This is a genomic window from Kosakonia sp. S42 (assembly GCF_016624785.1).
GTDB lineage: Bacteria > Pseudomonadota > Gammaproteobacteria > Enterobacterales > Enterobacteriaceae > Kosakonia > Kosakonia cowanii.
In genome coordinates this window covers 1-12,894 of the sequence record NZ_JACVTW010000054.1, presented here as the reverse complement: position 1 = coordinate 12,894, position 12,894 = coordinate 1, and the positions used below count along the sequence as shown (strand labels likewise).

Sequence of the window (12,894 nt, the reverse complement as noted above, 5' to 3'; positions counted from 1 at the left end):
TCGCTGAACCCGTAGGCCTGATAAGCGCAGCGCCATCAGGCGTTGGTGCGGGCTGTTTGCCGGATGGTGGCTGACGCCTTATCCGGCCTACGAAACCACAGCGCCATCAGGCGTTGGGGCCGAATCAGAACATCACCTGACCGCCGGTGACGTTGATTGACTGGCCGGTACAGTAGGAGGCTTTCGGGCTGGCGTAGAACATCAGCACGTTCAGCACATCCTGGTAATCGCAGCCGCGCTTCAGCGGCACTTTATCAACGTAATGCTGCTCCACTTCCTCTGCCGGAATGCCAAGCTTGCTGGCATATTGCGGGATCAGCGACTGGAACATTGGTGATTTCAGCAGGTTGCCGAGCATCAGCGAGTGCACGGTAATGCCATACTCCGCCAGATCCAGCGCCAGGGATTGCGTTAGCCCTACGCCGCCGAACTTCGCCGCGCTGTAGCCGGAGTTGTGCTTGCTGCCCACTTTGCCGGACTTGGAGTTGATCTGGATAATGCGCCCCTGAATGCCATCGCGGATCATCAATTTGGCAAACTCGCGGGCACAAAGGAAATAGCCCACCAGGTTGACTTGCAATGAGCGGTCAAAATCCCCCAGCGCAAAGTCGCTGATAAACGCCGCTTTGGCGATCCCGGCGCTATAGACCAGCAGATCGGCGCGGCCAAAAATCTCATCGACGCCGCGCGCCAGCGCCAGCACGCTCTGCTCGCTGGTGGCGTCGGCACCAAAGCCATAGGCCATCCCTTCGCCATACTCGCTGTTAATTTCCTGTGCGACCGTCGCCGCTTTATCACTCTGAATATCGACAACCGCCACGCGGTACCCTTCTGCGGCAAGCCCACGGCTGAGGAACGCCCCAAGCGTCTGTCCTCCACCAATGACAACGGCAACCTGTTTCATACTCTTCTCCTTAGACCTTAAGCGACAAATTTTAAAATGCAGCCCGGCGCGACAGCGTCCGGCACCGGGCCGGCGACGTGCACCGTGCCCGGAAACTCCGCCTGCGTCTGCCCATCGAAACGCAGGGTGATATGGCCCAGCTCGCGCAAATTCTGCTCGGCGACCTCGCCGACGGCGGTGACGGGGTAGTGCTTTTCACCGAGGGTAAACTGTGCGCCCGGCAGCAGTGCGCCGCAGAGCGGGCCGTGGTTATGGATAAAACAGAACTCGGCGACATCGGCAGGCGCGCCTTCCCGGAAGGTGATCAGCATGTTGTCGCTGAGCGCCTCCGGCGCGCTTTCGCCAATTGCGGTTATGGTGGTTTGATAGATAACAGTCATGCATCACCCCTTATTGATAGATAAAACCGGAGACAAACCAGGCGATCAGCACCGTTGGCGCACCGGTTAAAAAGCGGCTTACCAGCACGGACGGGACGCCGACGCGTACCGTCTCCTGGCGGGCTTCTGCCAGCGACAGGCCAACGGGAATAAAGTCGCAGGCGGCCTGGGCGTTAATGGCGAACAGCGCTGGCAGCGCAAGGTGCGGAGGGATGTGCCCCTGGCCTATCTGCACGCCAATCAGCACGCCAATGACCTGAGCGATAACCGCCCCCGGGCCAAGAAAGGGTGAGAGCAGCGGGAAGGAGCAAATCAGCGCCAGCGTTACCAGCCCAAGCGGATGGCTGGCCAGCGGCGCGAGGCCGTGAGCGATCCAGTCGCCCAGCCCGGAAGCCATGATGATGCCGATCAGCGCCGAGACGAAGGCCATAAACGGCAGGATGGTTTTCAGCACCGTATCAATGGTGTCGCGACCGGCCTGGAACAGCACCGCCACCGCCGAGCCCATGCCCATGCCGACTTTCGCCAGCAGGCCGTCGCTCTGCTCGGTGATCTTTTTCGTGGTGTCGTAATCCCGCAACTGGGGCGCTCTGGCAGACGGAGCTTCACCCTGCAGCCGGATATTCTCCTCTTTCACACCGGAGACATAGATATCCTCAAGGATGTATTGCGCCAGCGGCCCCGACTTGCCCGTCGCATGAATATTGACGGTCGGAATGCGGCGTTTGGGGTAGATGCCGCAGCGCAGGGTACCGCCGCAGTCAATCACCGCCACACCGATCTCCTCCTCAGGCGGTTCACCCTCTTTAAAGCCGTCCACCGCCTGCCAGCCGGTGAGCTGCGCCAGTTTGTCGACGATAGCCGGACGCGTGCCCGCAGTGATATAGACGATCTTCTTCTCGCTGCTGGCATCAATCTCCAGCGGGCCGCCCCAGCCGCCGGCACCTTTTTCAATAATGATTCGGCTCATGATTTCGCTCCGGCGAGGTGAACCTCTTGTGCAAGCTGAATGCCCATTTTTCGCTCAAAAATGCGGGTAGTGAGATCGGTGACCCAGCCACGGAAGAAGTTGGTGACCAGGCCTACCAGCAGGTAGCTCACCGCCAGCGGACCGAGGGGTAAGCCGAGCGTTGTAAGGCCGCTGGCGATACCGAGGTAGACAAACAGCTCGCCGGGGTTGATATGCGGGAAGAGGCCGTTCATCGAGTGGCAGCTGTAGGAGGCGGCGGCGTAGTAGCTCGGTTTGTATCGCTCCGGCATAAAGCGCCCGAGGCTGAGCGTCATCGGGTTACAGAACACAAATGTGCCGATGCAGGGCAGCAGTAAGTAGCGGGCGAGCGGGTTTCCCGCGCAGCGCTGGGCAAGTTTTTCGATGCGGTGTTGGCCAATAAAATTAATCAGCGCGTTCATGATCACCAGCAGGCTTATCAGCAGCGGCAAAATACCGGTCACCATGCCGGTAAAGACCTCACCGCCTTTCTGAAACAGCCCGATGAACCATTCGGCACCATGCGTGATGGTTTCCATTGTTCTCTCCTGTAGGGGGTTTTTGTTATGTCACCGGGCGCTATCATAATCATGATGAAAGGTCTTAATGTGTTATTTAGATCTCACTATGAAAGAAAAAATGATCATTTTGAAAGTTTTTGCGAGATGCTTCGGTTTTAAATGAATGAAAAGGGGAGGGGATACAGAGGAAATGCGATCCTCTACGCAGGTGATGCCGCACTTCCTTGTCGGCGGGGAAATGCTTTACCATACTTGCCCCCTGGCTGAATTCGTTTAAGTGGATATCCCATGTTGAAGCGTTGTTACGCGGCGTTATTGCCCGCGTTTGTTGTGCTCTGTGCCTGTAGCAGTAAACCCCCGCTCGCTGAAGCTCCCCAGACCGTGTCGCCCGCGCCATCCGGCGGCTTTCTGCTTAAGCCACAGCATGAGGTGGTGATGAGCGGCGGCGACTTTGCCAATAACCCGGCGGCAGAGCGCTTTATTGATGCGATGGTGAGCAAGCATGGATTCGATCGTCAGCAACTGCATGAGATCCTTTCGCAGGCGAAACGTCTTGATTACGTATTGCGCCTGATGGACAAACAGGCGCCGACGACCGCGGGCCCAACCGGGCCAAACGGTGCTTGGTTGCGCTACCGTAAGCAGTTCATCACGCCGGATAACGTGCAGAACGGTGTCGCTTTCTGGAACCAGTATCAGGATGCCCTCGACCGCGCATGGCGTGTCTACGGCGTACCGCCGGAAATTATCGTTGGCATTATCGGCGTGGAAACGCGCTGGGGCCGCGTGATGGGCAAAACCCGCATCCTCGATGGGCTGGCGACGCTGGCCTTTGACTACCCGCGCCGCGCAGACTACTTCGCCAGCGAGCTGGAGACTTTCCTGCTGATGGCGCGCGATGAGAGCGACGATCCGCTGGAGCTGAAAGGCTCTTTCGCCGGTGCGATGGGCTACGGCCAGTTTATGCCGTCCTCCTATAAGCAGTACGCGGTGGATTTCAACGGCGACGGCCATATCAACCTGTGGGATCCGGTGGATGCGATTGGCAGCGTGGCTAACTACTTCAAACAGCACGGCTGGGTGAAGGGCGATCAGGTTGCGGTTCCGGCTAACGGCCAGGCACCGGGTCTGGCGAACGGCTTCAAAACCAACTACAGCCTCGGACAGCTGGCGGCGGCGGGTCTGACACCGCAACAGCCGCTGGGCGATCATCAGCAGGCGAGCCTGCTGCGCCTCGATGTCGGCACCGGGTATGAGTACTGGTACGGTTTGCCGAACTTCTACACCATCACCCGCTACAACCACAGCACCCACTACGCGATGGCGGTCTGGCAGCTTGGCCAGGCGGTAGCGCTGGCGCGTATTCAGTAAATTGCTTTCCCCTCCTGCGGGAGGGGATTGAAACATTTCGACGCACTCCCGTTACGCTCCGCGATTTACATCATTATCACTACAGCTTATTGTTACGTTATAACATATGAGGTGTGTGAATGATTCCCGTAACCCTTTTCTCCCTTTCCGCTGCAAGCCGCCTGCTGCTGGCGGCAGGGCTGTTGCTGCTGCTTTGGTTACTGACTGAGTGGGCGGTTGCGCTGCCATGATTGTACTGGACCACCTGGTGGCAGGCTATGAGCGGCTGGCGATCACCCCGGCGCTGTGCGGCACGCTGGCGCGCGGCAGCATGACGGCGATTGTTGGTGCCAACGGCTGCGGCAAATCGACACTACTGAAAACGCTGGCAGGATTTTTACCCCCGGTCAGTGGCGTGCTGCGCTGGCAGGGCGCGCGGCCGACCATCGGCTGGCTGGCGCAGCGTCACGCGCTGGAGGCGCAATTTCCCCTGACGGTGCAGGAGGTGGTGAGCATGGGCTGCTGGCCGCGCATCTCGCTGTTTGCTGGCCTGAACCGCGATGCGCGCAAACGCGTGGCGCAGGGGCTGGAGCGTGTCGGGCTTGCGGAGATGGCTGGCGAGACCATTGACACCCTCTCTGGCGGCCAGTTTCAGCGCATGCTGTTTGCCCGCATCTGGGTGCAGAACGCGCCGCTGGTGATGCTCGACGAACCTTTTACCGGCATTGATGAAGCGACGTCGCAGCTGCTGATGGAGCAGATGGTGGATATGCACCGCGCCGGGCAGACGCTGCTGGCGGTGCTGCACGACAGCGCGCGCGTGACGCGCTACTTTCCGCAGACGCTGCGGCTGGATGAGAAACGGGCGCAGTGGGGGGCGACGCTGAGCCTTGAGGAGAACTGCGCATGATCTGGCATCTCTTTTTCCAGCCCTTTATCGAATACGGGTTTATGCGCCGCGCGCTGGTGGTCTGCCTCGCGCTCTCTGTCAGCACCACGGCGCTCGGCATCTTTTTGCTGCTACGGCGCATGAGCCTGATGGGCGATGCGTTATCTCACGCCATCCTGCCCGGCGTCGCGGTGGGCTACTTGCTGAGCGGCATGTCGCTGCTGGCGATGAGCGTCGGCGGGTTTATCGCCGGGATTGCCGTCGCGCTGGTGGCGGGGTGGGTCAGCCGCCGGACGCCGCTAAAAGAGGATGCCAGCTTTGCCGGTTTCTACCTTGGCTCACTGGCGCTGGGCGTGACGCTGGTGTCGCTACGCGGGTCGAACGTCGATCTACTGCACCTGCTGTTCGGCTCAATTCTGGCGGTGGATCGCGACGCGGCGCTGTTTGTCGCCGGGGTTTCCAGCCTGACGCTGATTACCCTTGCCGTCTGTTATCGCGGATTGGTGAGTGAGGCGTTTGATAGCGCCTTTTTACAGGTTAACGCACCGCGCTTGCCGGGCATGCTGCACGGGCTGTTTCTGGCGCTGCTGGTGCTCAACCTGGTGGCCGGTTTTCAGGTGCTCGGCACGCTGATGGCGGTGGGGGTAATGATGCTGCCCGCCGTGGCGGCGCGCTGCTGGGCGCGGACCTTGCCGCGCCTGTTACTGCTGGCTGCGGCGATTGGCGCACTCTGCGCCTGGCTCGGCTTAAGCCTGTCGTGGCTGGCGGGTTTGCCTGCCGGCCCGGCGATCGTGCTGACTGCCAGCCTTATCTTCTTTTTATCCATCTTATTCGGCACGCGCAGCGGGCTGGCAAACAGCCTGCGCGCGCTTTTTACATAAAGGGGAACATAATGAAACGTACAGGGGTGATTCTGGCACTGGCGCTCGGTCTGATGGCGCAGAGCGCAGTGGCAAAAACCATCAACGTGGTGACCAGCTTTTCGATATTGGGCGATATCACCCGCCAGGTGGGCGGAGATCATGTAAAGGTGACCTCGCTGGTGGGGCCGGATGGCGATCCGCACACCTTTGAGCCTTCGGCAAAAGATAGCGCGCTGCTTAATAATGCGGATGTGGTGGTGGTCAACGGGCTTGGGCTGGAAGGTTGGCTCGACAGGTTAGTGAAAGCCTCCGGTTTTAAAGGCCAATTGGTGATCGCCTCTGACGGTGTGCAAACCCATACGCTGGAGGAGGATGGCGCGAAGGTCACCGACCCTCACGCGTGGAACAGCGCCGCGAATGGTGCCCTCTATGCGCAAAATATTCTTAAGGCACTGGTGAAAGCCGACCCGGCGGATGAAGCGGCGCTTAACGCCTCGGGACAGCGCTATATTGAGCAGCTGAAAGAGATGGATAGCTGGGCGAAAGAGCGCTTCAGCGCCATTCCGCAGGCGAAACGCAAAGTGCTCACCAGCCATGACGCCTTCGGCTACTTTGCCCGCGCGTATGGCGTTGAGTTTATGGCACCGCAGGGGCTCTCATCGGAAAGCGAGGCTAATGCATCGCAGGTGGCGGCGCTTATCAAACAGATTAAAGCTGATGGCGTGAAGGTATGGTTTATGGAGAACCAGCTCGACCCGCGCCTGGTAAAACAGATCGCGAATGCCACCGGCGCACAGCCGGGCGGCGAGCTCTACCCGGAAGCGCTGAGCGCAAAAGGGGGCGTGGCGGATACCTATCAGAAAGCCTTTCGCCACAACGTGGACACTATCGCCAATAGCATGAAGTAATCCTGCGCGGATAGCCTGTAAACTACCCGGTGACGCGACGGCGCACCGGGCTTCTCCTCACCACGTCCCCGCTATATCACACTGCTTTTTTCGGAAGTCGCCTCGTAAAATTGCCATACCATCCCCATATTTGACGGGAAAGTGCTATCTTTCACGCCACGGTTTAATGGAGGCATGGGAGCCATCATGACGGACAGTGAATTATTGCAGCTCAGCGAGCGCATCGGGCTAGCGCTAAAGGCGCGCGGCGCGACGTTGACCACCGCTGAATCCTGCACCGGCGGTTGGGTTGCGAAAGTGATTACCGATATCGCAGGCAGCTCCGCCTGGTTTGAACGCGGGTTTGTGACCTACAGTAATGAAGCGAAAGCGCAAATGATCGGCGTGAAAAGCGAGACGCTGGATGCGCACGGCGCTGTCAGCGAGCCGGTGGTCGTCGAGATGGCGATTGGGGCCCTGAAAGCCGCGCGCGCTGACTATGCGATTTCGATTAGCGGCATCGCCGGGCCGGATGGCGGCAGCGAAAGCAAGCCTGTCGGCACCGTCTGGTTTGGGCTTGCCTGCGTTAACGGAGAAGGGATTACGCGGCGCGAATGCTTCCAGGGAGACCGTGAATCGGTGCGTCGTCAAGCGACGGCCTATGCACTTACGACCCTCTGGCAACATTTTCTACAAAAGGCTTGATACTGTATGACTATACAGTATAATTGCCGCAACAAATCAGTTATTCACCACGGGGCGTAACGCGCTTCACTCTGCATGACAGGAGTAATAATGGCTATCGACGAAAACAAACAAAAGGCGCTTGCAGCTGCACTGGGTCAGATCGAAAAGCAATTCGGTAAAGGCTCCATCATGCGTCTGGGTGAAGACCGCTCCATGGATGTAGAGACTATCTCTACCGGTTCACTCTCCCTCGACATCGCGCTGGGCGCGGGCGGTCTGCCAATGGGCCGTATCGTCGAAATTTACGGGCCTGAGTCGTCCGGTAAAACCACCCTGACTCTGCAGGTTATCGCTGCGGCGCAGCGCGAAGGCAAAACCTGTGCGTTTATCGATGCGGAACACGCGCTGGATCCGGTGTATGCCCGCAAACTGGGCGTTGATATCGATAACCTGCTCTGCTCCCAGCCGGATACCGGTGAGCAGGCGCTGGAAATCTGTGACGCGCTGGCGCGTTCCGGCGCGGTTGACGTGCTGGTGGTCGACTCCGTTGCGGCGCTGACGCCGAAAGCGGAGATCGAAGGCGAAATCGGTGACTCTCACATGGGCCTTGCGGCACGTATGATGAGCCAGGCGATGCGTAAGCTGGCCGGTAACCTGAAGCAGTCCAATACGCTGCTTATTTTCATCAACCAGATCCGTATGAAGATCGGTGTGATGTTCGGTAACCCGGAAACCACCACCGGTGGTAACGCGCTGAAGTTCTACGCTTCCGTTCGTCTCGACATCCGCCGTATCGGCGCGGTGAAAGAGGGCGATGTGGTTGTCGGTAGCGAAACCCGCGTGAAGGTTGTGAAAAACAAAATCGCGGCACCGTTTAAACAGGCTGAATTCCAGATCCTCTACGGCGAAGGCATTAACTTCTACGGCGAGCTGGTCGACCTGGGCGTGAAAGAGAAGCTGATTGAAAAAGCGGGCGCCTGGTACAGCTACAACGGCGACAAGATTGGTCAGGGTAAAGCGAACGCGACCTCCTGGCTGAAAGAGAACCCGGCTGCGGCGAAAGAGATCGAGAAGAAGCTGCGCGAAATTCTGCTCAGCAACCAGACTGCGACGCCAGAGTTCACCGTTGACGACAAAGACGCGGGCGTTGAAGAAACTAACGAAGATTTCTGATAACGTTATCCGTAATCAAGGGCTGCTGATGCAGCCCTTTTTGTTTTTATGGTGACAGGATTTTACGATGTCCGATAACTCCTCTTCTGATAACACCTCCCGCCGCAGCGCCATGGCGCGCTTACGCGATCGCGCCATGCGCATTCTGGCGATGCGCGACCATAGCGAACTTGAGTTTCGCCGCAAGCTCGCCGCACCCATCATGACGAAGAAGGGCCCGGAAGCGGTTGACGCGACGCCGGAAGAGATCGATCAGGTTGTGGCGTGGTGCATAGAGCACGGCTTTCTTGATGACAGCCGTTTTGTCCGCCAGTTTATCGCCAGCCGCGCGCGCAAAGGGTATGGCCCGGTACGTATTCGCCAGGAGCTGAACCAGAAAGGTATTGCCCGGGAGACCAGCGAAAACGCCATGCGCGAATGCGAGATTGACTGGGTAAGCCGCGCCCGCGATCAGGCGCAGCGCAAATATGGCGAGCCGTTGCCCACTGAATTTGCTGCAAAAGTGAAAGTGCAACGCTTTCTGCTCTATCGCGGCTTTATGCAAGAAGATATTCAGGAAATATGGCGAAATTTTGCCGACTGAGCGCATACGGGATTTTACTTCCCACTAAAGAAAACTTATCTTATTCCCACTTTTTCCAGTAGCGGATGCGTCTGCCATGCGATGGCGATGGCCCGCTACCACATTTCGTTAGCTTGATTTCAGGATAATTATGAGCAAGAGCACCGCTGAGATCCGTCAGGCGTTTCTCGATTTTTTCCATAGCAAGGGACATCAGGTAGTTGCCAGCAGCTCCCTGGTACCGAATAACGACCCGACTTTGCTGTTTACCAACGCCGGGATGAACCAGTTCAAGGACGTTTTCCTTGGGCTCGACAAACGTAATTATTCCCGCGCAACCACGTCGCAGCGCTGCGTGCGTGCAGGTGGCAAACACAACGACCTGGAAAACGTCGGCTACACCGCACGTCATCACACCTTCTTTGAAATGCTGGGCAACTTCAGCTTCGGCGACTACTTCAAACATGATGCTATCCAGTACGCATGGGAACTGCTGACCGGTGAAAACTGGTTCAAGCTGCCGAAAGAGCGTCTGTGGGTGACGGTGTACGAAACCGACGATGAAGCGTACGAAATTTGGGAAAAAGAGGTCGGTATCCCGCGCGAACGTATTATTCGTATCGGTGATAACAAAGGCGCAGCGTATGCGTCTGACAACTTCTGGCAGATGGGCGATACCGGTCCGTGTGGCCCCTGCACCGAGATCTTCTACGATCACGGCGACCACATCTGGGGTGGCCCGCCGGGCAGCCCGGAAGAGGATGGCGATCGCTATATCGAGATCTGGAACATCGTCTTTATGCAGTTCAACCGCCAGGCCGATGGCACCATGGAGCCGCTGCCGAAGCCGTCCGTAGACACCGGTATGGGCCTGGAGCGTATTACAGCCGTGCTGCAGCACGTGAACTCCAACTATGAAATCGATCTGTTCTCGAAGCTGATCCAGCAGGTTGCGAAAGTGACCGGCGCAACGGATCTGAGCAACAAATCTCTGCGCGTTATCGCTGACCATATCCGCTCTTGCGCCTTCCTGATTGCAGACGGTGTGATCCCATCGAATGAGAACCGCGGCTACGTGCTGCGCCGCATCATTCGCCGCGCGATTCGTCACGGCAACATGCTCGGCGCGAAGGATACCTTCTTCTATAAACTGGTTGGCCCGCTGATTGAAGTGATGGGTTCCGCCGGGGAAGAGCTGCAGCGCCAGCAGGCGCAGGTTGAGCAGGTTCTGAAAACCGAAGAAGAGCAGTTTGCGCGTACGCTGGAGCGCGGTCTGGCGCTGCTGGATGAAGAGCTCTCCAAACTGCAGGGCGACACGCTGGATGGCGAAACCGCCTTCCGCCTGTACGACACCTACGGTTTCCCGGTCGATCTGACCGCGGATGTCTGCCGCGAGCGCAATCTGAAAGTGGATGAAGCGGGCTTCGAAGCGGCAATGGAAGAGCAGCGCCGTCGCGCACGCGAGTCCAGCGGCTTTGGCGCAGACTACAACGCGATGATCCGCGTTGATAGCGCAACAGAATTCAAAGGCTACGATCAGCTTGAGCTGAACGGCAAAGTGACCGCGCTGTTTGTCGATGGCAAACAGGTTGAGTCGATTGCCGCCGGCCAGGAAGCGGTTGTCGTGCTTGATGAGACCCCGTTCTATGCGGAATCAGGCGGCCAGGTTGGTGATAAAGGCGAGCTGAAAGGCAACTGCTTAACATTCGCCGTCCTGGATACGCAGAAGTATGGTCAGGCGATTGGTCATGTCGGCAAGCTCAGCAGCGGTTCGCTGAAAGTGGGCGACGGCGTGAAAGCGGAAGTTGACGAAGCGCGTCGCGCCCGTATCCGCCTTAACCACTCTGCCACCCACCTGATGCACGCCGCGCTGCGTAGCGTACTTGGTACGCATGTCGCGCAGAAAGGATCGCTGGTGAATGACAAAGCGCTGCGTTTTGACTTCTCCCATTTCGAAGCCATGAAGCCGGCGGAAATCCGCGCGGTGGAAGATATGGTGAATGCGCAAATTCGTCGCAACCTGCCGATCGAAACCAACATCATGGATCTCGAAGCGGCAAAAGCGAACGGCGCAATGGCGCTGTTTGGCGAGAAGTATGAAGATCGCGTCCGCGTGCTGCAGATGGGGGATTTCTCCACCGAGCTTTGCGGCGGTACGCACGCTTCGCGCACCGGTGATATTGGTCTGTTCCGCATTGTGTCTGAATCCGGCACTGCAGCGGGCGTGCGTCGTATCGAAGCCGTTACCGGCGAAGCGGCGATTGCCAGCCTGCATGCGCAGAACGATCAGCTACAGGATATTGCTCAGTTGCTGAAAGGCGATAGCCAGAATCTCGGCGACAAAGTGCGTTCAGTGATTGAACGTACGCGTCAGCTGGAAAAAGAGTTGCAGCAGCTTAAAGCACAGGCGGCAGCGCAAGAGAGCGCAAACCTCTCCGGTAACGCAATGGAGATCAACGGCGTTAAGCTGCTGGTGAGCGAGCTGGAAGGTGTCGAGCCGAAGATGCTGCGTACCATGGTGGACGACCTGAAGAACCAACTCGGCGCTTCGGTTATCGTTCTTGCCACTGTTGTTGAAGGTAAAGTTTCTCTCATCGCGGGCGTCTCTAAGGATGTGACTGACCGCGTCAAAGCAGGGGAACTGGTAGGAATGGTCGCCCAACAGGTTGGGGGCAAAGGCGGTGGACGCCCGGACATGGCGCAAGCCGGTGGTACCGATGCGGCCGCGCTGCCTGCTGCTCTCGCCAGTGTTAAAGATTGGGTAAGCGCTAAACTGTCATAATTACAAAGCGAACGCACAAGCCATAACCTTGAGGTTATGGCTTTGTTGCCACTACGCTATTGATAACGAGAAAGTCAGGTTGAAGTTGTGTATATCGGCTAAACTTACGTCTACAGAATGTAATGCCATGACTGCTTGCATGTTATGAGTTTGTCATCGCTTATGTTTTGGCGTTGTATGACGGATAATGCCGGGATACAGAGAGACCCGACTCTTTTAATCTTTCAAGGAGCAAAGAATGCTGATTCTGACTCGTCGAGTTGGTGAAACCCTCATGATTGGGGATGAGGTCACTGTGACTGTATTAGGGGTTAAGGGTAACCAGGTGCGCATTGGCGTAAACGCCCCCAAAGAAGTATCGGTCCATCGTGAAGAGATCTACCAGCGTATCCAGGCTGAAAAATCCCAGCAGTCCAATTTCTGATGCCATTATGCGTCTCGCGGTTGTTCGGCGAGACGCAACCCTCCCGTCTATTCTCCCGCTTCTCTGTCTCATTTTTATTGCAGATTTCCTGCATCTGATACTTTCTCGCGCCATTTTTGTTTATCACACATCTGTAATGTCATGCCTGTGGGGCAGTGAATTTTTGCTGATAAAACATCCTTTTTGCCCTTTTTAGCGCCTAATTGTCTGCGAAGTGTGCAAACGATTCAGGGCTGGGAAAAATTGTTTGACTTATAAGTCCCAGAAAGTAATATGTGCGCCACGCAGCGACGATGAGCTCTTAACGAACTCTTCGAAGCACTCGTAAGAGGCGTGTGGTGAGGTGGCCGAGAGGCTGAAGGCGCTCCCCTGCTAAGGGAGTATGCGGTCAAAAGCTGCATCCGGGGTTCGAATCCCCGCCTCACCGCCATTTTGCATCCGTAGCTCAGCTGGATAGAGTACTCGGCTACGAACCGAGCGGTCG

At 57.5% G+C, this 12,894-nt stretch carries 13 protein-coding genes and 1 tRNA gene; 10 read left to right on the top strand and 4 right to left on the bottom strand.

The window, feature by feature from the left end:
• Positions 1 to 124: 124 nt before the first annotated feature.
• The 4 genes from srlD to IAE50_RS24835 are packed head-to-tail and all read right to left on the bottom strand — an operon-like array spanning position 125 to position 2,811.
• Positions 125 to 904, bottom strand: coding sequence for a sorbitol-6-phosphate dehydrogenase (gene srlD / locus IAE50_RS24850; protein WP_042714692.1), 780 nt, complete (start codon positions 902 to 904; stop codon positions 125 to 127).
• 17 nt (positions 905 to 921) lie between these two features.
• Positions 922 to 1,284, bottom strand: a complete 363-nt coding sequence (gene srlB, locus IAE50_RS24845; protein WP_042714690.1) for a PTS glucitol/sorbitol transporter subunit IIA — start codon at positions 1,282 to 1,284, stop codon at positions 922 to 924.
• 10 nt (positions 1,285 to 1,294) lie between these two features.
• On the bottom strand, positions 1,295 to 2,254 hold the full coding sequence (locus IAE50_RS24840) for a PTS glucitol/sorbitol transporter subunit IIB (RefSeq protein WP_200581601.1): 960 nt from the start codon (positions 2,252 to 2,254) through the stop codon (positions 1,295 to 1,297).
• The gene (locus tag IAE50_RS24835) at positions 2,251 to 2,811 is read right to left on the bottom strand and encodes a PTS glucitol/sorbitol transporter subunit IIC (RefSeq protein ID WP_042714687.1); all 561 of its coding nucleotides are present in this window, start codon (positions 2,809 to 2,811) and stop codon (positions 2,251 to 2,253) included. Before IAE50_RS24835 ends, IAE50_RS24840 begins: the two co-directional genes overlap by 4 nt.
• Positions 2,812 to 3,081: 270 nt before the next feature.
• Here IAE50_RS24835 and mltB point away from each other — a divergent pair, with 270 nt between their 5' ends.
• The 10 genes from mltB (at position 3,082) to IAE50_RS24785 (ending at position 12,840) form a co-directional block, all read left to right on the top strand.
• The gene (mltB, locus tag IAE50_RS24830) at positions 3,082 to 4,164 is read left to right on the top strand and encodes a lytic murein transglycosylase B (RefSeq protein WP_094421800.1); all 1,083 of its coding nucleotides are present in this window, start codon (positions 3,082 to 3,084) and stop codon (positions 4,162 to 4,164) included.
• 226 nt (positions 4,165 to 4,390) lie between these two features.
• A complete protein-coding gene (locus tag IAE50_RS24825; RefSeq protein ID WP_200581600.1) occupies positions 4,391 to 5,053 on the top strand; it encodes a metal ABC transporter ATP-binding protein in 663 nt (220 codons plus the stop codon).
• Complete coding sequence (locus IAE50_RS24820) at positions 5,050 to 5,913, top strand: metal ABC transporter permease (protein ID WP_042714680.1); 864 nt, start codon at positions 5,050 to 5,052, stop codon at positions 5,911 to 5,913. Before IAE50_RS24825 ends, IAE50_RS24820 begins: the two co-directional genes overlap by 4 nt.
• A gap of 11 nt (positions 5,914 to 5,924) precedes the next feature.
• Positions 5,925 to 6,803, top strand: coding sequence for a metal ABC transporter substrate-binding protein (locus IAE50_RS24815; protein ID WP_200581599.1), 879 nt, complete (start codon positions 5,925 to 5,927; stop codon positions 6,801 to 6,803).
• A 186-nt stretch (positions 6,804 to 6,989) separates the two neighbouring features.
• Positions 6,990 to 7,487 carry a nicotinamide-nucleotide amidase gene (gene pncC / locus IAE50_RS24810; RefSeq protein WP_200581598.1) on the top strand — a complete coding sequence of 166 codons (498 nt, stop codon included), beginning with the start codon at positions 6,990 to 6,992 and terminating at the stop codon, positions 7,485 to 7,487.
• A 90-nt stretch (positions 7,488 to 7,577) separates the two neighbouring features.
• Positions 7,578 to 8,642, top strand: a complete 1,065-nt coding sequence (gene recA / locus IAE50_RS24805) for a recombinase RecA (protein WP_023480527.1) — start codon at positions 7,578 to 7,580, stop codon at positions 8,640 to 8,642.
• Between the two features lie 67 nt (positions 8,643 to 8,709).
• A complete protein-coding gene (recX, locus tag IAE50_RS24800; RefSeq protein WP_200581597.1) occupies positions 8,710 to 9,225 on the top strand; it encodes a recombination regulator RecX in 516 nt (171 codons plus the stop codon).
• 130 nt (positions 9,226 to 9,355) lie between these two features.
• Positions 9,356 to 11,986: an alanine--tRNA ligase gene (gene alaS / locus IAE50_RS24795; protein ID WP_200581596.1), complete on the top strand. Its 2,631-nt coding sequence runs from the start codon at positions 9,356 to 9,358 to the stop codon at positions 11,984 to 11,986.
• A gap of 238 nt (positions 11,987 to 12,224) precedes the next feature.
• The gene (gene csrA, locus IAE50_RS24790) at positions 12,225 to 12,410 is read left to right on the top strand and encodes a carbon storage regulator CsrA (protein WP_023480680.1); all 186 of its coding nucleotides are present in this window, start codon (positions 12,225 to 12,227) and stop codon (positions 12,408 to 12,410) included.
• A 337-nt stretch (positions 12,411 to 12,747) separates the two neighbouring features.
• A tRNA-Ser gene (locus tag IAE50_RS24785) sits at positions 12,748 to 12,840 on the top strand.
• Positions 12,841 to 12,894 lie beyond the last annotated feature (54 nt).